Source organism: Enterobacter sp. PGRG2 (assembly GCF_030291195.1).
GTDB lineage: Bacteria > Pseudomonadota > Gammaproteobacteria > Enterobacterales > Enterobacteriaceae > Enterobacter_D.
On record NZ_CP127837.1, the window covers coordinates 1,925,510 to 1,947,307 of the forward strand.

At 56.8% G+C, this 21,798-nt stretch carries 19 protein-coding genes; 16 read left to right on the plus strand and 3 right to left on the minus strand.

The features are described from left to right. The first annotated feature begins 4 nt into the window (after positions 1-4). The 16 genes from ftsI to mutT all read left to right on the plus strand — a co-directional run bounded on the left by ftsI (position 5) and on the right by mutT (position 20,080). The gene (gene ftsI, locus QRD42_RS08340) at positions 5-1,771 is read left to right on the plus strand and encodes a peptidoglycan glycosyltransferase FtsI (RefSeq protein WP_318373929.1); all 1,767 of its coding nucleotides are present in this window, start codon (positions 5-7) and stop codon (positions 1,769-1,771) included. Next, complete coding sequence (murE, locus tag QRD42_RS08345; protein WP_318376570.1) at positions 1,758-3,245, plus strand: UDP-N-acetylmuramoyl-L-alanyl-D-glutamate--2,6-diaminopimelate ligase; 1,488 nt, start codon at positions 1,758-1,760, stop codon at positions 3,243-3,245. The genes ftsI and murE overlap by 14 nt, the downstream gene beginning before the upstream one ends. Then, positions 3,242-4,600, plus strand: a complete 1,359-nt coding sequence (gene murF, locus QRD42_RS08350; protein ID WP_321988613.1) for a UDP-N-acetylmuramoyl-tripeptide--D-alanyl-D-alanine ligase — start codon at positions 3,242-3,244, stop codon at positions 4,598-4,600. The genes murE and murF overlap by 4 nt, the downstream gene beginning before the upstream one ends. Further along, positions 4,594-5,676 carry a phospho-N-acetylmuramoyl-pentapeptide-transferase gene (gene mraY / locus QRD42_RS08355; RefSeq protein WP_072570598.1) on the plus strand — a complete coding sequence of 361 codons (1,083 nt, stop codon included), beginning with the start codon at positions 4,594-4,596 and terminating at the stop codon, positions 5,674-5,676. The genes murF and mraY overlap by 7 nt, the downstream gene beginning before the upstream one ends. A gap of 2 nt (positions 5,677-5,678) precedes the next feature. After that, positions 5,679-6,995, plus strand: a complete 1,317-nt coding sequence (murD, locus tag QRD42_RS08360) for a UDP-N-acetylmuramoyl-L-alanine--D-glutamate ligase (protein ID WP_321988614.1) — start codon at positions 5,679-5,681, stop codon at positions 6,993-6,995. Beyond that, positions 6,995-8,239 carry a cell division protein FtsW gene (ftsW, locus tag QRD42_RS08365; protein ID WP_072570602.1) on the plus strand — a complete coding sequence of 415 codons (1,245 nt, stop codon included), beginning with the start codon at positions 6,995-6,997 and terminating at the stop codon, positions 8,237-8,239. The genes murD and ftsW overlap by 1 nt, the downstream gene beginning before the upstream one ends. Further along, entirely contained in the window at positions 8,236-9,303 is a 1,068-nt protein-coding gene (murG, locus tag QRD42_RS08370; RefSeq protein WP_321988615.1) for an undecaprenyldiphospho-muramoylpentapeptide beta-N-acetylglucosaminyltransferase, read from the plus strand. Before ftsW ends, murG begins: the two co-directional genes overlap by 4 nt. Positions 9,304-9,358: 55 nt before the next feature. Beyond that, entirely contained in the window at positions 9,359-10,834 is a 1,476-nt protein-coding gene (gene murC, locus QRD42_RS08375; RefSeq protein WP_072570605.1) for a UDP-N-acetylmuramate--L-alanine ligase, read from the plus strand. Continuing rightward, positions 10,827-11,747: a D-alanine--D-alanine ligase gene (locus tag QRD42_RS08380; protein ID WP_072570607.1), complete on the plus strand. Its 921-nt coding sequence runs from the start codon at positions 10,827-10,829 to the stop codon at positions 11,745-11,747. Before murC ends, QRD42_RS08380 begins: the two co-directional genes overlap by 8 nt. A 1-nt stretch (position 11,748) precedes the next feature. Then, positions 11,749-12,582, plus strand: a complete 834-nt coding sequence (ftsQ, locus tag QRD42_RS08385) for a cell division protein FtsQ (protein WP_318363866.1) — start codon at positions 11,749-11,751, stop codon at positions 12,580-12,582. Continuing rightward, positions 12,579-13,835, plus strand: coding sequence for a cell division protein FtsA (gene ftsA / locus QRD42_RS08390; RefSeq protein WP_072570610.1), 1,257 nt, complete (start codon positions 12,579-12,581; stop codon positions 13,833-13,835). Before ftsQ ends, ftsA begins: the two co-directional genes overlap by 4 nt. A gap of 61 nt (positions 13,836-13,896) precedes the next feature. Then, on the plus strand, positions 13,897-15,048 hold the full coding sequence (ftsZ, locus tag QRD42_RS08395) for a cell division protein FtsZ (RefSeq protein ID WP_072570612.1): 1,152 nt from the start codon (positions 13,897-13,899) through the stop codon (positions 15,046-15,048). Positions 15,049-15,148: 100 nt separating this feature from the next. Further along, on the plus strand, positions 15,149-16,066 hold the full coding sequence (gene lpxC, locus QRD42_RS08400; protein ID WP_072570614.1) for a UDP-3-O-acyl-N-acetylglucosamine deacetylase: 918 nt from the start codon (positions 15,149-15,151) through the stop codon (positions 16,064-16,066). 290 nt (positions 16,067-16,356) lie between these two features. Beyond that, positions 16,357-16,860 carry a secA translation cis-regulator SecM gene (gene secM / locus QRD42_RS08405; protein ID WP_318363868.1) on the plus strand — a complete coding sequence of 168 codons (504 nt, stop codon included), beginning with the start codon at positions 16,357-16,359 and terminating at the stop codon, positions 16,858-16,860. 61 nt (positions 16,861-16,921) lie between these two features. Beyond that, positions 16,922-19,627 (plus strand): preprotein translocase subunit SecA, encoded by a 2,706-nt coding sequence (secA, locus tag QRD42_RS08410; protein ID WP_072570618.1) that lies wholly within the window; start codon positions 16,922-16,924, stop codon positions 19,625-19,627. Between the two features lie 60 nt (positions 19,628-19,687). After that, complete coding sequence (mutT, locus tag QRD42_RS08415; protein ID WP_072570620.1) at positions 19,688-20,080, plus strand: 8-oxo-dGTP diphosphatase MutT; 393 nt, start codon at positions 19,688-19,690, stop codon at positions 20,078-20,080. Here the strand turns inward: mutT and yacG are convergent. Genes yacG through coaE form a run of 3 tightly spaced genes read right to left on the minus strand, consistent with a single transcriptional unit; the run spans position 20,077 to position 21,644 of the window. Continuing rightward, the gene (yacG, locus tag QRD42_RS08420) at positions 20,077-20,271 is read right to left on the minus strand and encodes a DNA gyrase inhibitor YacG (protein ID WP_088220816.1); all 195 of its coding nucleotides are present in this window, start codon (positions 20,269-20,271) and stop codon (positions 20,077-20,079) included. The genes mutT and yacG overlap by 4 nt on opposite strands. A 9-nt stretch (positions 20,272-20,280) precedes the next feature. After that, positions 20,281-21,024 carry a cell division protein ZapD gene (gene zapD / locus QRD42_RS08425; RefSeq protein WP_072570624.1) on the minus strand — a complete coding sequence of 248 codons (744 nt, stop codon included), beginning with the start codon at positions 21,022-21,024 and terminating at the stop codon, positions 20,281-20,283. Beyond that, positions 21,024-21,644: a dephospho-CoA kinase gene (coaE, locus tag QRD42_RS08430; protein WP_072570625.1), complete on the minus strand. Its 621-nt coding sequence runs from the start codon at positions 21,642-21,644 to the stop codon at positions 21,024-21,026. The genes zapD and coaE overlap by 1 nt, the downstream gene beginning before the upstream one ends. Positions 21,645-21,798 lie beyond the last annotated feature (154 nt).

Here is a 21,798-nt window from a genome sequence, read left to right on the forward strand (position 1 = left end):
ACGCATGAAAGCAGCGGCGAAGGCGATAAAACCGAAACGCCAGGAAGAACAGGCCAACTTTATTAGTTGGCGTTTTGCGTTGCTTTGCGGTTGCATTCTACTGGCGCTGGCATTTTTGCTGGGTCGCGTAGCATGGTTGCAGATCATCAACCCGGATATGCTGGTGCGGCAGGGCGACTTACGCTCGCTGCGCGTGCAGGAAGTGTCTACCTCGCGCGGTATGATCACCGATCGCTCTGGCCGCCCGCTGGCGGTAAGCGTGCCGGTAAAAGCGATCTGGGCCGATCCGAAAGAGCTGCATGACGCAGGCGGCATTTCGCTGGATAACCGCTGGAAAGCCCTTTCCGACGCGCTGAATATGCCGCTGGATCAGCTTGCGGCGCGCGTCAATGCCAACCCGAAAGGGCGCTTTATCTATCTGGCGCGCCAGGTTAACCCGGATCTGGGCGATTACATCAAAAAACTCAAACTGCCCGGCATTCACTTACGTGAAGAGTCTCGCCGTTACTACCCTTCAGGCGAAGTTACCGCTCACCTCATCGGCTTTACCAACGTTGACAGCCAGGGCATTGAAGGCGTCGAGAAAAGCTTTGATAAATGGCTCACCGGTCAGCCGGGCGAGCGCATCGTGCGTAAAGACCGCTACGGTCGCGTGATCGAAGACATCTCTTCCACCGACAGCCAGGCGGCGCACAACCTGGCGCTGAGTATTGACGAGCGCCTGCAGGCGCTGGTGTACCGAGAACTGAACAACGCCGTCGCCTTTAACAAAGCGGAATCAGGCAGCGCGGTGCTGGTGGATGTGAACACCGGCGAAGTGCTGGCGATGGCGAACAGCCCCTCCTATAACCCGAATAACCTCACCGGCACGCAGAAAGATGTCATGCGTAACCGTACCATCACCGACGTCTTCGAACCCGGTTCGACCGTCAAACCCATGGTGGTGATGACGGCGTTACAGCGCGGCGTGGTGCGGGAAAATACGGTGCTCAACACCGTGCCTTACCGGATCAACGGTCACGAAATCAAAGACGTGGCGCGTTACAGTGAATTAACCCTCACCGGGGTATTGCAGAAGTCGAGTAACGTCGGTGTTTCAAAGCTGGCGTTAGCGATGCCGTCCTCAGCGCTGGTAGAAACTTACTCGCACTTTGGGCTGGGAAAAGCGACCAATTTGGGGTTGGTCGGAGAACGCAGTGGCTTATATCCTCAAAAACAACGGTGGTCTGACATAGAGAGGGCCACCTTCTCTTTCGGCTACGGGCTAATGGTAACGCCGTTACAGTTAGCGCGAGTCTACGCAACGATTGGCAGCTATGGCGTTTATCGTCCGCTGTCGATCACCAAAGTTGATCCCCCGGTGCCGGGCGAACGTATCTTCCCGGAATCCATTGTGCGTACCGTGGTGCACATGATGGAAAGCGTGGCGCTGCCTGGCGGCGGCGGCGTGAAAGCGGCGATCAAAGGCTATCGCATTGCCATCAAAACCGGTACGGCGAAAAAAGTCGGCCCGGACGGAAAATACATCAATAAATACATTGCTTACACCGCAGGCGTTGCGCCCGCCAGTCAGCCGCGTTTCGCGCTGGTGGTGGTGATTAACGATCCGCAGGCGGGTAAATATTACGGTGGCGCCGTTTCCGCGCCGGTGTTCGGTGCCATCATGGGCGGCGTTCTGCGCACCATGAACATCGAACCGGATGCGCTGGCGACGGGCGAGAAAAGTGAATTTGTGATTAATCAAGGCGAGGCAACAGGTGGCAGATCGTAATTTGCGCGACCTACTCGCTCCGTGGGTACCAGCACTGCCTGCGAGAGCACTTCGGGAAATGACACTCGACAGCCGCGTGGCGGCGTCGGGCGATCTCTTTGTGGCCGTTGTTGGTCATCAGACGGACGGGCGTCGTTATATCCCGCAGGCGATTGCCCAGGGTGTTGCCGCTATTATTGCCGAAGCGCAGGGTGAAGCCACCGACGGCGAGGTGCGTGAAATGCACGGCGTGCCGGTGATCTACCTGAGCCAGCTTAATGAACGCCTCTCCGCGCTGGCGGGCCGTTTTTACGATGAGCCGTCAGATCGGTTACGCCTGATTGGCGTGACCGGCACCAACGGCAAAACCACCACCACGCAGCTTATTGCGCAGTGGGGCCAGCTGCTCGGCGAAACCAGCGCCGTGATGGGCACCGTCGGTAACGGTTTACTGGGCAACGTTATTCCTACTGAAAACACCACCGGCTCCGCCGTTGATGTGCAGCATGTGATTGCCGGACTGGCAGAGCAGGGCGCGACCCTGGCGGCAATGGAAGTCTCTTCCCACGGTCTGATCCAGCACCGCGTGGCGGCGCTCAAATTCCGCGCCAGCGTCTTTACCAATTTAAGCCGTGATCACCTTGATTATCATGGCGATATGGAAAACTACGAAGCGGCAAAATGGCTGCTGTTTTCCGCGCATCATTATGGCGAAGCCATTGTGAACGCCGATGATGAAGTGGGCCGCCGCTGGCTGGCAAAACTGCCGGACGCGGTTGCCGTTTCGATGGAAGATCACATCAACCCGGACTGTCATGGCCGCTGGTTAAAAGCGACCGACGTCAACTATCACGACAGCGGCGCGACTATCCGTTTTGACTCCTCCTGGGGCGAAGGCGAGATCGAAAGCCGTCTGATGGGCGCCTTTAACGTCAGCAATTTACTGCTGGCGCTGGCCACCCTGCTGGCGCTGGATTTCCCGTTAAGCGATCTGCTGAAAACCGCTGCGCGCCTGCAACCGGTATGCGGCCGTATGGAAGTGTTCAGCGCGCCGGGTAAACCGACGGTGGTGGTGGATTACGCGCACACGCCGGATGCGCTGGAAAAAGCCCTGCAGGCGGCGCGCCTGCACTGCACCGGCAAACTGTGGTGCGTGTTTGGCTGCGGCGGCGATCGCGATAAAGGCAAGCGTCCGCTGATGGGGGCCATTGCCGAAGAGTTCGCCGACATCGCCGTAGTGACCGACGACAACCCGCGTACCGAAGAGCCGCGCGCCATCATCAACGACATTCTGGCCGGTATGCTGGACGCAGGCCATGCCCGCGTCGTGGAAGGCCGTGCGGAAGCGGTGACCAACGCCATTATGCAGGCCCAGGAGAACGACGTGGTGCTGCTGGCGGGCAAAGGACATGAAGATTATCAGATTATCGGCACCAACCGTCTGGATTACTCGGATCGCGTGACTGCCGCTCGTCTGCTGGGAGTGGTCGCATGATCAGCGTGAATTTAAGCCAGCTTGCCGGGATCCTGAAAGGTGAACTGATCGGTTCGGATCTGACTATTGATGCGGTGACGACCGACACGCGTAAACTGACGCCCGGCTGCCTGTTTGTGGCCCTGAAAGGCGAACGTTTCGACGCTCACGATTTTGCCGCGACCGCTAAAGAAGGCGGCGCGGGCGCGCTGCTGGTCAGCCGCAAAGTGGAGTGCGATTTACCGCAGCTGCTGGTGAAAGACACCCGTTTAGCCTTTGGCGAACTGGCGGCCTGGGTGCGTCAGCAGGTGCCGACGCGCGTCGTGGCGCTGACCGGTTCCTCCGGCAAAACCTCGGTCAAAGAGATGACCGCGGCGATCCTCAGCCAGTGCGGAAACACACTTTATACCGCCGGCAACCTAAATAATGACATCGGCGTGCCGATGACATTGCTGCGTCTGACGCCGGAGCACGAATTTGCGGTGATCGAACTGGGTGCCAACCACCAGGGCGAAATCGCCTGGACCGTGAGTCTGACCCGTCCGGAAGCGGCGCTGGTGAATAACCTGGCGGCGGCGCATCTGGAAGGTTTCGGATCGCTGGCCGGCGTGGCGAAGGCCAAAGGTGAGATCTTCACCGGCCTGCCGCAAAACGGCATAGCGATCATGAACGCGGATAATAACGACTGGCTTAACTGGCAGAGCGTGATTGGCGATCGTAAAACCTGGCGTTTTTCCCCGAATGCCGCCAACAGCGATTTTACCGCCACCAATATCCATGTGACCTCCCACGGCACGGAATTCACCCTGCAAACGCCGACCGGCGATGTTGAGGTGCTGCTGCCGCTGCCGGGCCGTCATAACATTGCTAACGCGCTGGCCGCGACGGCATTGTCTATGGCAGTGGGCGCAACCCTGGACGCGGTGAAAACCGGGCTGGCGCAGCTGAAAGCCGTACCGGGGCGTTTGTTCCCGATTGCGCTGGGGGAAAACCAGCTGCTGCTGGATGACTCCTATAACGCCAACGTCGGTTCCATGACCGCCGCCGCGCAGGTGCTGTCTGAAATGCCGGGCTACCGCGTGATGGTGGTGGGCGATATGGCGGAACTGGGCGCAGAAAGCGAAGAATGTCATGCGCAGGTCGGCGCCGCCGCGAAAGCCGCAGGCCTGGATCGGGTACTGAGCGTAGGTACAGCAAGTAAAACCCTTAGCGACGCCAGCGGTGTGGGCGAGCATTTTAACGATAAGTCTGCGGTCGTAACGCGTCTGAAAGCGCTGATCGCAGAACATCAAATTATCACCATTCTGGTGAAAGGTTCACGTAGTGCTGCCATGGAAGAGGTAGTACACGCATTACAGGAGAACGGGACATGTTAGTGTGGCTGGCCGAGCATCTGGTCAAATATTATTCTGGCTTTAACGTCTTTTCTTATCTGACGTTTCGCGCCATTGTCAGCCTGCTGACCGCGCTGTTCATCTCGCTGTGGATGGGCCCGCGCATGATTGCCCGTCTGCAAAAACTCGCTTTTGGCCAGGTCGTCCGTAACGACGGTCCGGAATCGCACTTCAGTAAACGCGGTACGCCAACCATGGGCGGGATCATGATCCTGACCGCGATTGTCATTTCCGTCCTGCTGTGGGCCTATCCCTCCAACCCTTACGTCTGGTGCGTACTGGTGGTGCTGGTCGGCTACGGCATCATCGGCTTTGTGGATGATTACCGCAAGGTGGTGCGTAAAGACACCAAAGGACTGATTGCCCGCTGGAAGTATTTCTGGATGTCAGTGATCGCGCTGGGCGTGGCCTTTGCGCTTTACCTCGCCGGTAACGATACGCCAGCCACGCAGCTGGTAGTGCCGTTCTTCAAGGACGTGATGCCGCAGCTGGGGCTGTTCTATGTGCTGCTGGCCTACTTCGTGATTGTCGGCACCGGCAACGCAGTCAACCTGACTGACGGTCTGGATGGCCTTGCCATTATGCCGACGGTGTTTGTCGCCGGGGGCTTTGCGCTGGTGGCCTGGGCGTCCGGTAACATGAATTTCGCCAACTATCTGCACATCCCTTACCTGCGTCATGCGGGTGAACTGGTGATCGTCTGTACGGCAATCGTCGGCGCAGGACTCGGTTTCTTATGGTTCAACACCTATCCGGCGCAGGTCTTTATGGGCGACGTCGGCTCGCTGGCGCTGGGCGGCGCGCTGGGCATTATCGCCGTGCTGCTGCGTCAGGAATTCCTGCTGGTGATCATGGGCGGCGTCTTTGTGGTGGAAACCCTGTCGGTGATCCTGCAGGTTGGCTCGTTTAAACTGCGCGGCCAGCGGATCTTCCGCATGGCGCCGATCCATCACCATTACGAACTGAAAGGCTGGCCGGAGCCGCGCGTTATTGTGCGCTTCTGGATTATTTCGCTGATGCTGGTCCTCATCGGACTGGCAACGCTGAAGGTACGTTAATCATGGCAGATTACCAGGGCAAAAAAGTCGTCATCATCGGGTTAGGTTTAACCGGCCTGTCCTGCGTGGACTTTTTCCTTGCGCGCGGCGTTAACCCGCGGGTAATGGACACGCGCGTTGCGCCGCCGGGGCTGGACAAGCTGCCGGAAACGGTGGAGCGCCATCTTGGTAGTCTGAATGACGACTGGCTGCTGGCCGCCGATCTGATTGTCGCCAGTCCGGGTATGGCGCTGGCGCATCCGTCCCTCAGCGCCGCCGCCGATGAAGGCGTGGAGATTATCGGCGACATCGAACTGTTTTGCCGTGAAGCCCAGGCGCCGATCATCGCCATTACCGGTTCAAACGGTAAAAGCACCGTCACCACTCTGGTGGGCGAAATGGCGAAAGCTGCGGGTATGAACGTTGGCGTCGGCGGCAATATCGGCCTGCCTGCGCTGATGCTGCTGGACAGCGCCTGTGAACTGTACGTGCTGGAACTGTCGAGCTTCCAGCTGGAAACTACCACCAGCCTGCGCAGCGTGGCGGCGACGATCCTGAACGTCACTGAAGATCATATGGATCGCTATCCGTTTGGCCTCCAGCAGTATCGTGCGGCGAAACTGCGCGTCTATGAAAACGCCAAAGTCTGCGTGGTGAATGCCGATGATGCGCTGACCATGCCGGTGCGTGGCGCGGACGAACGCTGCATCAGCTTCGGCGTGGATGTGGGCGACTATCACCTGAACCGCCAGCAGGGGGAAACCTGGCTGCGCGTGAAGGGCGAAAAGGTGCTGAACGTAAAAGAGATGAAGCTTACGGGGCAGCATAACTACACCAATGCGCTGGCGGCGCTGGCGCTGGCGGATGCCGCCGGTATACCGCGCGCCAGCAGCCTGAAAGCGCTAACCACCTTCACCGGTCTCGCGCACCGTTTCCAGCTGGCCCTTGAGCATAACGGCGTACGCTGGATCAACGACTCCAAAGCCACCAACGTCGGCAGCACCGAAGCGGCGCTGAACGGCCTGCAGGTGGACGGCACCTTACATTTATTGCTCGGCGGCGACGGCAAATCCGCGGATTTCTCGCCGCTGGGGCGTTATCTGACCGGCGATCGTGTTCGCCTGTACTGCTTTGGCCGCGACGGCGCTGAACTTGCCGCGCTGCGTCCGGACGTTGCCGTGCAAACGGAAACCATGGAACAGGCGATGCGCCTGATCGCGCCGCAGGTAAAAGCCGGGGACATGGTGCTGCTGTCGCCCGCCTGCGCCAGCCTGGATCAGTTTAAGAATTTCGAACAACGGGGCGATCTCTTTACCCGTCTGGCGAGGGAGTTAGGCTGATGCGTTTATCGCTACCGCGCCTTCGACTGCCGCGCCTGCCGGGGATGGGTATCCTTGGCTGGGCTGGCTCGGCACTTCGTGGCTGGGTCATGGGATCCCGTGAGAAAGACACCGACAGTCTGATCATGTATGACCGCATGCTGCTGTGGCTGACGCTTGGCCTGGGTGCGGTAGGTTTTATCATGGTGACCTCGGCGTCGATGCCGGTCGGCCAGCGCCTGACTAACGATCCGTTCTTCTTCGCCAAACGTGACGCGCTGTATCTGTTCCTCGCGTTTTGTCTGGCGGTGATCACCCTGCGTCTGCCGATGACCTTCTGGCAGCGCTACAGCTCGGCGATGCTGATCCTCGCCATTATCATGCTGCTGCTGGTTCTGGTAGTGGGCAGCTCGATCAACGGGGCATCGCGCTGGATCGATTTAGGGCTGATGCGTTTCCAGCCCGCGGAATTTACCAAGCTGTCGCTGTTCTGCTATCTGGCGAACTACCTGGTGCGTAAGGTTGATGAGGTGCGAAATAACCTGCGCGGCTTCTTAAAACCGATGGGCGTGATCCTCGTGCTGGCGGTGTTACTGCTGGCGCAGCCTGACCTCGGTACGGTGGTGGTGCTCTTTGTCACCACGCTCGCGATGCTGTTTCTGGCGGGCGCCAAGCTGTGGCAGTTCATCGCCATTATCGGCATGGGCATCTCCGCGGTGGTGCTGCTGATCCTCGCCGAACCCTATCGTATCCGCCGCGTGACCTCTTTCTGGCGTCCGTGGGACGATCCGTTCGGCAGTGGTTACCAGCTTACGCAGTCGCTGATGGCATTTGGTCGCGGCGAATTGTGGGGGCAGGGGCTGGGGAATTCGGTACAGAAACTGGAATATCTGCCCGAAGCGCATACTGACTTTATCTTCGCCATTATTGGTGAGGAACTGGGTTATATCGGTGTGGTACTGGCGCTTTTGATGGTATTCTTCGTCGCTTTCCGCGCCATGTCCATCGGTCGCAAGGCGCTGGAGATCGATCAGCGTTTTTCCGGCTTTCTGGCCTGTTCGATCGGCGTCTGGTTCAGCTTCCAGGCGCTGGTTAACGTCGGTGCGGCGGCGGGTATGCTGCCAACCAAGGGTCTGACGCTACCGCTGATCAGTTACGGTGGTTCCAGTTTGTTGATTATGTCGACGGCGATCATGCTGCTGTTACGTATTGATTATGAAACTCGTCTGGAAAAAGCCCAGGCGTTTACACGAGGTGTTCGATGAGTGTTCAGGCGAAGCGATTAATGGTGATGGCTGGCGGCACCGGCGGGCATGTTTTCCCCGGGCTGGCGGTTGCGCATCATTTAATGGCTGAGGGCTGGCAGGTTCGCTGGCTGGGCACCGCCGACCGAATGGAAGCGGATTTAGTGCCGAAACACGGCATCGAGATCGATTTTATCCGCATTTCCGGCCTGCGCGGGAAAGGCGTGAAAGCGCTGCTGCTGGCGCCGCTGCGAATTTTCAACGCCTGGCGTCAGGCGCGCGCCATCATGAAGCGCTTTCGTCCGGACGTGGTGCTGGGCATGGGCGGTTATGTGTCAGGCCCCGGCGGGCTGGCGGCCTGGTCGCTGGGCATTCCCGTGGTGCTTCATGAGCAGAACGGCATCGCCGGTCTGACCAACAAGTGGCTGGCGAAAATCGCCAGAACGGTGATGCAGGCGTTTCCCGGTGCCTTTGCCAATGCAGAGGTGGTCGGCAACCCGGTGCGTACCGATGTGCTGGCGCTGCCGCTGCCGCAGGATCGTCTGGCCGGTCGTGAAGGGCCGGTGCGCGTGCTGGTGGTGGGCGGCTCCCAGGGGGCGCGCATCCTGAACCAGACCATGCCGCAGGTCGCCGCGAAGCTCGCCGACCGCGTCACCATCTGGCATCAGAGCGGCAAGGGCGCGCAGCAGACCGTCGAGCAGGCGTATGCGGAAAACGGTCAGCCGCAGCATAAAGTTACCGAATTTATTGACGATATGGCGGCAGCTTATGCCTGGGCCGATGTCGTGGTTTGCCGTTCCGGCGCGTTAACGGTGAGCGAAATTGCCGCCGCCGGTTTACCGGCGCTGTTTGTGCCCTTCCAGCACAAAGATCGGCAGCAGTACTGGAATGCCCTGCCGCTTGAAAAAGCGAGCGCGGCAAAGATCCTTGAACAGCCGCAGTTTACCGTCGATGCCGTGGCAGAGACGCTGGCGGGCTGGGATCGCAGAACATTATTAGTCATGGCAGAGCGCGCACGTGCCGCCGCCATACCGGATGCAACCGATCGGGTTGCCAGAGCAGTATGCCTTGCAGCACAGGCATAAAGATCGCGACGCCTTTTGCGTCGCACGAATTTTTGAAGTCGATGGCGTTTAGAGAATGAATACACAACAACTGGCGAAACTGCGTTCTATCGTGCCCGAGATGCGTCGCGTCCGGCACATTCACTTTGTTGGCATTGGCGGTGCCGGTATGGGCGGTATCGCTGAAGTGCTGGCCAACGAAGGCTATCAGATCAGCGGCTCCGATCTGGCGCCCAATCCGGTGACGCAGCAGTTGTCTTCCCTCGGCGCGACCATCTACTTCAATCACCGTCCAGAAAACGTACTGGATGCCAGCGTGGTGGTGGTGTCGAGCGCCATTACCGCGGATAACCCGGAGATCGTCGCCGCTCATGAAGCGCGCATTCCGGTGATCCGCCGCGCTGAAATGCTGGCGGAGTTAATGCGTTTTCGTCACGGTATCGCCATCGCCGGTACGCACGGTAAAACCACCACCACGGCGATGGTGGCCAGTATTTATGCGGAAGCAGGGCTGGATCCGACCTTCGTTAACGGCGGTCTGGTGAAAGCGGCGGGCGTGCATGCGCGTCTGGGTCACAGCCGTTATCTCATCGCCGAGGCGGATGAGAGCGATGCCTCTTTCCTGCATTTGCAGCCGATGGTGGCGATTGTTACCAATATCGAAGCCGATCATATGGATACCTACCAGGGCGACTTTGAAAATTTAAAGCAGACGTTCATTAACTTCCTGCACAACCTGCCGTTTTATGGTCGTGCGGTAATGTGCGTGGACGATGGCGTGATCCGTGAGCTGCTGCCGCGTGTGGGACGTCAGACGACCACTTATGGCTTCAGTGATGATGCGGATGTGCGCATTGAAAATTATCGCCAGACCGGGCCGCAGGGGCACTTTACGCTGCTGCGTCAGGACAAGCCTGCGCTGCACGTAACGCTGAACGCGCCGGGTCGCCATAACGCGCTGAACGCAGCGGCGGCGGTAGCGGTCGCTACAGAAGAAGGTATCGACGATGCGGCGATCCTGCGCGCGCTGGAAAGTTTCCAGGGCACCGGCCGTCGTTTCGATTTCCTCGGTGAATTCCCGTTAGAGACGGTGAACGGTAAAGCAGGTACCGCGATGCTGGTTGATGATTACGGTCATCACCCGACGGAAGTGGACGCCACGATCAAAGCGGCACGCGCGGGCTGGCCGGAAAAGAATCTGATCATGATCTTCCAGCCGCACCGCTATACCCGTACCCGCGATCTCTACGACGATTTCGCCAACGTGCTGACGCAGGTGGATACCCTGCTGATGCTGGATGTGTATTCCGCCGGCGAAACGCCGATCCCGGGCGCAGACAGCCGTTCGCTTTGCCGTACCATTCGTGGTCGCGGTAAAATCGACCCGATCCTTGTGCCGGATCACGCGCAGGTGGCGGCGATGCTGGCGCCGGTATTAACCGGCAACGATCTGATTCTGGTGCAGGGCGCAGGCAATATCGGCAAAATCGCCCGCAGCCTTGCTGAAAGTAAACTGAAACCGCAAACCCAGGAGGAAGAACATCATGGCTGAGAAAGTTGCCGTCCTCTTTGGCGGAACCTCTGCGGAACGTGACGTATCGCTGAATTCCGGCGCGGCAGTGCTGGCCGGTCTGCGCGAAGGGGGCGTTGATGCCCATCCTGTTGATCCGCGCGATACCGATGTCACGCAGTTAAAAGCGCTCGGCTATCAGAAAGTGTTTATTGCCCTGCACGGTCGCGGGGGAGAAGATGGCACGTTACAGGGATTGCTGGAGCTGATCGGGCTGCCCTATACCGGCAGCGGCGTGATGGCGTCGGCGATCTCCATGGACAAACTGCGCAGCAAATTGTTGTGGCAGGGCGCGGGTTTACCGGTCGCCCCCTGGGTGGCGCTAACCCGTAAGGCCTTCGAAGCGGGTCTTGATGACGCCGTTACGGCACAGATTTCCGCGCTGGGCTTACCGCTGATTGTGAAGCCGAGCCGCGAGGGCTCCAGCGTGGGCATGTCAAAAGTCACCGAAGCCAGTGCATTACAGGATGCATTGACAATGGCTTTTCAACATGATGAAGATGTTCTTATTGAAAAATGGCTCAGTGGCCCGGAATTTACGCTGGCCGTGCTCGGTGAAGAAATTTTACCGTCAATTCGCATCCAACCCGCTGGAACCTTCTATGATTATGAGGCGAAGTATCTCTCTGATGAGACACAATATTTCTGTCCTTCCGGTTTAGAAGCAGGCGATGAATCGCATTTACGCGATCTGGTGCAAAAAGCATGGACCGCGTTAGGCTGTCAGGGCTGGGGTCGCATTGACGCCATGCAGGACAGCGATGGCCAGTTTTATCTCCTGGAAGCGAATACCTCGCCGGGCATGACCAGCCATAGTCTGGTGCCGATGGCGGCGCGCCAGGCGGGAATGAGCTTCTCGCAGCTGGTTGTAAGAATTTTGGCATTGGCGGACTGATATGTCGCAGGCGGCACTGAACACGCGCAACCAGAGTGAGGAAGAGGTTAGCTCCTCACGACGGAATAATGGAACGCGTCTGGCAGGGATTATTTTCCTGCTTACGGTAGTGTGTACCGTGCTGGTGAGCGGCTGGATGGTGCTGGGCTGGATGGATGACGCGCAACGTTTACCCCTTTCCAGACTGGTAGTCACGGGCGAACGGCATTACACGCGTAATGATGATATTCGTCAGTCCATACTGGCGCTGGGATCGCCCGGCACCTTTATGACGCAGGACGTCAACATCATTCAGAGCCAGATCGAGCGCCTGCCGTGGATCAAACAGGCGAGCGTTCGTAAGCAATGGCCTGATGAATTGAAGATTCATCTGGTTGAATATGTGCCTATAGCGCGGTGGAATGATCAGCACATGGTGGATGCCGACGGCAATTCGTTCAGCGTACCTGCGGATCGCGTCAGTAAAGAGGGATTACCTCTGCTGTACGGTCCCGAAGGCAGCGAAAACGAAGTTTTGCAGGGCTACCGTGATATGGGTAAAGAGCTGGCTAAGGATAAGTTCACGTTGAAAGAGGCGGCCATGACCGCGCGGCGCTCCTGGCAATTAACGTTGAACAACGATATTAAGCTCAATCTTGGGCGGGGCGATACGATGAAACGCCTGTCCCGCTTTGTTGAACTGTACCCGGTGCTTTTGCAGCAGGCGCAGACCGATGGCAAAGAGATTAGCTACGTTGACTTGCGCTATGACTCAGGCGCGGCGGTCGGATGGAAACCGGCTCCCATTGAGGATCCTAATCAGCAACAGAATCAGGCACAGGCAGAGCAACAATGATCAAGGCGACGGACAGAAAACTGGTAGTTGGACTGGAGATTGGCACCGCGAAGGTCGCCGCTTTAGTAGGGGAAGTTCTGCCCGACGGTATGATCAATATCATTGGCGTGGGCAGCTGCCCGTCCCGTGGTATGGATAAAGGTGGGGTTAATGACCTGGAGTCCGTGGTTAAATGCGTACAGCGCGCCATTGACCAGGCCGAATTAATGGCAGACTGCCAGATTTCGTCAGTGTATCTGGCGCTTTCAGGTAAACACATCAGCTGCCAGAATGAAATTGGTATGGTGCCGATTTCAGAAGAAGAAGTGACGCAGGAAGACGTTGAAAACGTGGTGCATACCGCTAAATCCGTACGTGTTCGCGATGAGCATCGCGTCCTGCATGTGATTCCGCAGGAGTACGCCATTGATTACCAGGAAGGGATCAAGAACCCGGTAGGTCTGTCGGGCGTACGTATGCAGGCAAAAGTGCACTTGATCACATGTCACAACGATATGGCGAAAAACATTGTCAAAGCCGTTGAACGTTGTGGCCTGAAAGTTGACCAACTGATCTTTGCCGGACTGGCGTCCAGTTATTCTGTGCTGACAGAAGACGAACGTGAGCTGGGTGTCTGCGTTGTAGACGTCGGCGGTGGTACAATGGATATTGCCGTCTATACCGGTGGGGCGTTACGTCACACAAAAGTGATCCCTTATGCGGGGAACGTCGTCACCAGCGATATCGCTTATGCCTTCGGTACGCCGCCGAGCGATGCCGAAGCCATCAAAGTGCGTCATGGCTGCGCACTCGGCTCCATCGTCGGTAAAGACGAGAGCGTAGAAGTGCCGAGCGTGGGCGGTCGTCCGCCGCGCAGCCTTCAGCGTCAGACGCTGGCGGAAGTGATTGAGCCGCGGTATACCGAACTGCTCAATCTGGTAAACGAAGAGATTTTACAGTTGCAGGAGCAGCTTCGTCAGCAGGGTGTGAAACATCATCTGGCGGCGGGGATTGTGTTGACAGGCGGTGCCGCGCAGATTGAAGGCTTAGCCGCCTGCGCACAGCGAGTGTTCCATACGCAGGTGCGTATTGGTGCGCCGCTGAATATTACCGGACTTACGGATTATGCCCAGGAGCCGTATTATTCCACGGCGGTTGGGTTGCTTCACTACGGGAAAGAGTCCCATTTGAGTGGTGAAGCAGAAGTGGAAAAACGTGTGTCAGTCGGCTCGTGGATCAAACGACTCAACAGCTGGCTGCGAAAAGAGTTTTAATTTTTCAGAGACCGGAGAATATTAGCGGTCTCAGGCGACAGGCACAAAACGGAGAGAAATTATGTTTGAACCTATGGAACTGACCAACGACGCGGTGATTAAAGTCATCGGCGTCGGTGGTGGCGGCGGTAACGCCGTCGAACACATGGTGCGCGAACGCATCGAAGGTGTGGAATTCTTCGCGGTGAATACTGACGCTCAGGCGTTGCGTAAAACTGCGGTGGGTCAAACCATTCAGATTGGCGGCGGCATCACCAAAGGTCTGGGAGCAGGCGCTAACCCGGAAGTCGGTCGCAATGCGGCAGAAGAAGATCGTGAAGCACTGCGTGCGGCGCTGGATGGCGCAGACATGGTGTTTATCGCAGCGGGCATGGGCGGCGGTACCGGTACCGGTGCAGCGCCAGTCGTCGCTGAAGTAGCAAAAGATTTAGGTATTCTGACCGTTGCTGTCGTGACCAAGCCTTTCAATTTTGAAGGCAAGAAGCGTATGGCGTTTGCGGAGCAGGGTATCACTGAGCTGTCCAAGCATGTGGATTCGCTGATCACCATTCCTAACGACAAACTGCTGAAAGTGCTGGGACGCGGTATCTCCCTGCTGGATGCGTTTGGCGCGGCGAATGACGTGTTAAAAGGCGCAGTGCAGGGTATCGCTGAACTGATCACCCGTCCGGGCCTGATGAACGTCGACTTTGCTGACGTGCGCACCGTAATGTCCGAAATGGGCTATGCGATGATGGGCTCCGGCGTGGCCAGCGGTGAAGACCGTGCGGAAGAAGCGGCAGAAATGGCGATCTCCAGCCCGCTGCTGGAAGATATCGATCTGTCCGGTGCGCGCGGCGTGCTGGTTAACATCACCGCTGGCTTCGACCTGCGTCTGGATGAGTTCGAAACCGTGGGTAACACCATTCGTGCCTTCGCTTCCGATAACGCGACCGTGGTAATTGGTACGTCGCTGGATCCGGAAATGAACGACGAACTGCGCGTGACTGTGGTGGCGACCGGTATCGGCATGGACAAACGTCCGGAAATCACGCTGGTGACCAACAAGCAGACGCAGCAACCGGCTCTGGATCGTTACCAGCAGCACGGTATGGCGCCGCTGACGCAGGAACAAAAACCGGCAGCAAAAGTGGTTAACGACAACACGCCGCAGACCACCAAAGAGCCGGATTATCTGGATATCCCGGCATTTTTGCGTAAACAGGCTGATTAAGAATTGGCTGGAAGTTGGGCATCTCCGCTCTTTGTGCTAAACTGGCCCACCGGTTGTGTAGTACAATCTGGTTGGATAGGTAATTAGGCGAGATAATACGATGATCAAACAAAGGACTCTTAAACGTATCGTTCAGGCGACTGGCGTCGGTTTACATACCGGCAAGAAAGTCACACTGACGCTACGCCCTGCGCCGGCAAACACCGGGGTCATCTATCGTCGCACCGACTTGAATCCACCGGTAGATTTCCCGGCTGATGCCAAATCTGTGCGTGATACCATGCTCTGTACTTGCCTGGTCAATGAGCATGACGTACGAATTTCTACCGTAGAGCACCTTAATGCCGCTCTGGCGGGTCTGGGTATCGACAACATTATGATTGAAGTCGACGCGCCAGAAATCCCGATCATGGACGGTAGTGCCGCGCCGTTCGTATACCTGCTGCTTGATGCCGGTATCGAAGAGCTTAATTGCGCGAAGAAATTCGTTCGCATTAAAGAGACAGTTCGCGTTGAAGATGGCGATAAATGGGCTGAATTTAAACCGTACAATGGTTTCTCGTTGGACTTTACCATCGACTTCAACCATCCGGCGATTGACTCCAGCAACCAGCGCTATGCAATGAACTTCTCTGCCGATGCGTTCATGCGTCAGATCAGCCGTGCGCGTACTTTCGGCTTCATGCGTGATATCGAATATCTGCAATCCCGTGGTTTGTGCCTGGGCGGTAGTTTCGATTGTGCCATCGTCGTTGACGATTATCGCGTACTGAACGAAGACGGTCTGCGTTTTGAAGACGAATTCGTACGTCACAAAATGCTGGATGCGATTGGCGACCTGTTTATGTGTGGTCACAATATCATCGGCGCATTTACCGCGTACAAATCCGGTCACGCACTGAACAACAAACTGTTGCAGGCAGTCCTGGCAAAACAGGAAGCCTGGGAATATGTGACGTTCCAGGACGAGGCAGAAATGCCGCTGGCGTTCAAAGCACCGACAATGGTTCTGGCGTAACAGTCCATACCATTATTAAAATTCGGCTGGCAAACCTGGCACTCTCTCCGGTCAGGGGTGTCAGCCGTTTTTGTTTTTAAATCACGGTATTCCGCTTCTTCTGCCCGCCCGTTACTCCTCTTACGGTTTTCAGCATTTTTCCTGGTGCGTTCGGTGTTTTCTTAAGCAGTTTTACCTCTTCCACGCCTTCATTACTGCTGTCCTGTCACGCCATTAGTGGTAATATTTGGGCGCACAAAAACGAATACACAAATAAACCTGTGCAGGTTTGCATCATTCAGGTGAGGTAAGTGAGCGGATTACTGACGCGCTGGCGACAATTTGGCAGACGCTACTTCTGGCCGCATCTCTTGTTAGGGATGGTCGCGGCGAGTCTCGGCCTCCCCACGCTCAATAACAACGCTGACGCCGCGCAACCCGCCAGAACCGCTGCCAGTAATCACGATCGCATCACCCCGGTTAACTTCACCAGCCTTGCGCTGCTGGAAGCAAACCGCCGCCCCAGTTTTACGGTGGATTACTGGCATCAGCACGCGATCCGCACGGTTATCCGCCATCTCTCTTTTGCTATGGCGCCGCAGACGCTGTCTGTCGCGGAAGCGCCATTGCCTGGCGAAGCGCACCACCGCGCGCTGCTGGATACGCTCAATGCCTTACTGACGCTGGAGAGAAAACCTCCGGTCATCGTTCGTCAGTACATCACTGCTTCATCGTTCTCCCCGAAGGCGTTTAACGTCTCTGCCTGGCTGAGCCAGGTGCAGGGGATCCGCGCCGGACCTCAACGCCTCAGCTGATCTTTTCTGGTTTTTTCCTTTTTATTAGACTCCGCGAAGCGGGGCGTTTGAGATTTTTATTATGCTAATCAAATTATTAACAAAAGTTTTTGGTAGTCGTAACGACCGTACCCTGCGCCGTATGCGTAAAGTGGTGGGCGTCATTAACAGCATGGAACCGGCAATGGAAAAGCTCACCGACGATGAGCTGAAAGCGAAAACCGGTGAATTCCGAGCGCGTCTGGAAAAGGGCGAAACCGTTGAAAGTCTGATCCCGGAAGCCTTTGCAGTGGTCCGTGAAGCCAGTAAACGCGTATTCGGTATGCGTCACTTTGACGTGCAGCTGCTGGGCGGCATGGTGCTGAACGAACGTTGCATCGCCGAGATGCGTACCGGTGAAGGTAAAACTCTGACCGCAACCCTGCCCGCTTACCTGAACGCCCTGAGCGGTAAAGGTGTGCACGTGGTTACCGTCAACGACTATCTGGCGCAGCGTGACGCCGAAAACAACCGTCCGCTGTTTGAGTTCCTCGGCCTGACGGTAGGCATCAACCTGCCCAATATGCCCGCTCCGGCGAAGCGCGAAGCTTATGCCGCTGACATCACCTACGGCACCAACAACGAATACGGCTTTGACTACCTGCGCGATAACATGGCCTTCAGCCCTGAAGAGCGCGTGCAGCGTAAACTTCACTACGCGCTGGTGGATGAGGTGGACTCCATCCTTATCGATGAAGCCCGTACGCCGCTGATCATTTCCGGCCCGGCTGAAGACAGCTCCGAAATGTACATGCGCGTCAACAAAATCATTCCTAACCTGATCCGTCAGGAAAAAGAAGACTCCGACACCTTCCAGGGTGAAGGTCACTTCTCGGTGGACGAAAAATCCCGCCAGGTGAACATCACCGAGCGCGGTCTGGTGCTGGTGGAAGAGCTGCTGGTCAAAGAAGGCATTATGGAAGAGGGCGAGTCACTGTACTCTCCGGCCAACATCATGCTGATGCACCACGTTACCGCTGCGCTGCGTGCGCACGTGCTCTTTACCCGTGACGTTGACTACATCGTGAAAGACGGCGAAGTCATCATCGTTGATGAGCACACCGGTCGTACCATGCAGGGCCGTCGCTGGTCTGATGGTCTGCACCAGGCGGTTGAAGCCAAAGAAGGCGTGCAAATCCAGAACGAGAACCAGACGCTGGCGTCCATCACCTTCCAGAACTATTTCCGCCTGTATGAAAAACTGGCCGGTATGACCGGTACCGCGGACACCGAAGCCTTTGAATTCAGCTCTATCTATAAGCTGGATACGGTGGTGGTGCCGACCAACCGTCCGATGATCCGTAAAGATATGCCGGATCTGGTCTACATGACCGAAGCGGAAAAAATTCAGGCCATTATCGAAGATATTAAAGAGCGTACCGCCAAAGGCCAGCCGGTGCTGGTGGGTACTATCTCCATTGAGAAATCAGAAGTGGTGTCTCAGGAACTGGAAAAAGCGGGTATCAAGCACAACGTGCTGAACGCCAAGTTCCACGCCAACGAAGCGGCCATCGTCGCACAGGCGGGTTATCCGTCAGCGGTGACCATCGCCACCAACATGGCGGGTCGTGGTACGGATATCGTGCTGGGCGGTAGCTGGCAGGCAGAGCTTGCTGAACTTGAAGATCCAACCCCGGAGCAGATCGCGCAGATTAAAGCCGACTGGCAGGCGCGTCACGATGCCGTGCTGGCGTCCGGCGGTCTGCACATCATCGGTACCGAACGTCACGAATCCCGTCGTATCGATAACCAGCTGCGTGGCCGTTCTGGCCGTCAGGGCGATGCGGGTTCTTCACGCTTCTACCTGTCGATGGAAGATGCCCTGATGCGTATTTTTGCCTCTGACCGTGTGTCGGGCATGATGCGTAAACTGGGTATGAAGCCAGGCGAAGCTATCGAACACCCGTGGGTGACCAAAGCCATTGCTAACGCCCAGCGCAAAGTGGAAAGCCGTAACTTCGATATTCGTAAGCAGCTGCTGGAATATGATGATGTGGCGAACGATCAGCGCCGTGCGATTTATACCCAGCGTAACGAATTGCTGGACGTGTCCGACGTAAGCGAAACCATCAACAGCATCCGTGAAGATGTCTTTAAGGCGACCATTGATGCGCACATTCCGCCGCAGTCGCTGGAAGAAATGTGGGATATCCCTGGCCTGCAGGAACGTCTGAAAAACGATTTCGATCTGGAACTGCCGATCGCTGAGTGGCTGGATAAAGAGCCAGAGCTGCACGAAGAAACCCTGCGTGAGCGTATTCTGACTCAGGCGGTGGAAGTCTATAAACGCAAAGAAGAGATCGTGGGCGCGGAGATGATGCGCCACTTCGAAAAAGGCGTGATGCTGCAAACGCTGGATTCCCTGTGGAAAGAGCATCTTGCAGCCATGGATTATCTGCGTCAGGGTATCCATCTGCGTGGTTACGCGCAGAAAGATCCGAAGCAGGAGTACAAGCGTGAATCCTTCGCCATGTTCGCGGCGATGCTCGAATCCCTGAAGTACGAAGTGATCAGCACCCTGAGCAAGGTTCAGGTACGCGAGCCGGAAGAAGTGGAAGAGATGGAGCAGCAGCGCCGTCAGGAAGCTGAACGTCTGGCGCAGATGCAACAGCTCAGCCATCAGACCGATGAAGCCGAAGCCGCAGAAGCGCTGGCTGCCCAGACCGGCGAACGCAAAGTGGGCCGTAACGATCCTTGCCCGTGCGGTTCCGGCAAGAAATTTAAACAGTGTCATGGCCGTCTGAACTGATCCTGTCACGACCACCACAAAAGGCGCAGATATCTGCGCCTTTTTTATGGAGCGAAATAAATGAAAGTACTGCATATTTCAGCGGGCATTATCCGCAACGCGCAGGGCGAAATCTTTATTACTCAACGTGCTGCCGACGCGCATATGGCGAACAAAAAAGAGTTTCCCGGCGGTAAGATCGAAGCGGGAGAAACGCCGGAACAGGCGCTGGTGCGCGAGCTGGAAGAAGAGGTGGGGATTGTCGTCACCAGCGCGCAGCTGTACGAGCGGCTGGAGTACAGCTACCCGGAACTGCATATCACGCTGTGGTTTTATCTGGTGGAAAGCTGGGAAGGCGAACCCTGGGGCAGGGAAGGTCAGCCGGGCGGCTGGATAGCGCAGCAGGCGCTGAATGCGGACGATTTCCCGCCCGCGAACGCACCCATCGTCACCCGGTTACACCAGGAGCTTTAAAGCTTCTCTTCGCTCCAGTCATCGCTGTCATTAAGCTCGCCGGAGCTCGGGATGCGTTTTTCTTCTGCGGCCCACTCGCCGAGATCGATCAGCTGGCAGCGTTTAGAACAAAACGGGCGAAACGGGCTGACGTCGCCCCAGACTACTTTTTTCCCGCAGGTCGGGCAGTTTACGATCATAACTTCAGACATATCAGTTCCTTAACAGCAGGCCAGTTCAAAATCCAGACGCTCAGGGATCACGCCATTTTCACTGTCCAGCGGCAGAAAGCGAATGGCGAAGCGGCTTTTATGGCCGGAAATTTGCGGATAGAGCGCATCCGACAGCGCAAGTTGCAGACGCAGTAAATCGGCATCCTCGCCGTTATCCTGGTAAAAACCATGCAGGCTGGTCTGCTTACGGAATGGCGCGGAATTACGCACTAATTCGAGGATCAGAGTTAACGTCTGGGTCAGGGGCTGCAGGCTGTTAAGCCAGACGCTGACCTGCTCATCCCGTTGCGCCTGGGGTAAATGCAGCCACAGGTGCAGCGTCGGCAAATCAAAGCTACAGCAGCCGCCGGGAATGCTCAGACGCTGGCGAACCAGGCCAATGAGTTTATCTTCCCGCAATAACTGGCCAATGCGCGGGGCCGACATCAGCGTCGTGCTGCACTGTCTGAGCTGATCGCTGAGAGCGGCGATCCGCTCCTGATCCACGCCCGGCACTTCGACCCAGGCTTTAAGTTTACGCTGCTGGCGCTCCAGCTCTTTTAACAATTCTGTGCGTACTTCCCCGCGTTCGAACACATCCAGCAGGTCGCCGATATTACGGAAAAAATGCAGCGCGTCGGTGGAATCAGCGATGGGTAAACGGCATGACAGCTGCTGGACCAAAAATTCAATGCGCAACCAGGTGCGCATTTTTTCATTAAGCGGATGTTCAAAGAGGACATGGGTGTGCATTACGCTTTTTCCTGTGAAACGGCCCGGGCGGCGTAGCTAAGGTACGCGGCATGCAGGCGGGCAACATCCGATGCCACGGCATCTGGTGCGCCATTATTGTCAATAATATCGTCAGCGATGGCCAGGCGAGCTTCCCGCGTCGCCTGCGCGGCGAGTATATGTTCGGCATGTTCGCGTGTTACGCCATCGCGCTGCATGGTGCGAGAGAGTTGTATTTCAGGCGAGACGTCCACCACCAGCACCCGATCGGCTTTGGTATGTAACTGGTTTTCCACCAGTAACGGAACGACCCATAAGACATAAGGGGATGTCGCCTGCGCAATCTGGCGCTGGGTTTCCTGATGAATTAAAGGATGCAGTAAGGCGTTAAGCCAGGCTTTTTCTGCCGGGGAGGAAAAAATGCGTTCGCGCAGCACGCGACGATTTAACGTCCCGTCTGCGTTAATCACCGTATCGCCGAAGTGCTCGCCGATGGCAGCCAGCGCGGGCGTACCCGGTTCCACCACCTGGCGGGCGATAACATCAGCGTCTACTACGTTAACCCCACAGCGGGAGAAAGCGTTTGCGACAGTGGTTTTGCCACTGCCAATACCCCCGGTTAAGGCGACCGTATACCCCATAAAACAAAATCCCAAAATGGTCAGCCAGACGACGACCGGTCAATTTATTTGTTTCGTAAATCAATCGGTTATAATTCGTACAGAAAACGGGGCGTCAGATGCGGCGAAACTGAGCCGTTTTCCAGGTAAATTTATAGGATTGTAGCGTAAAAAA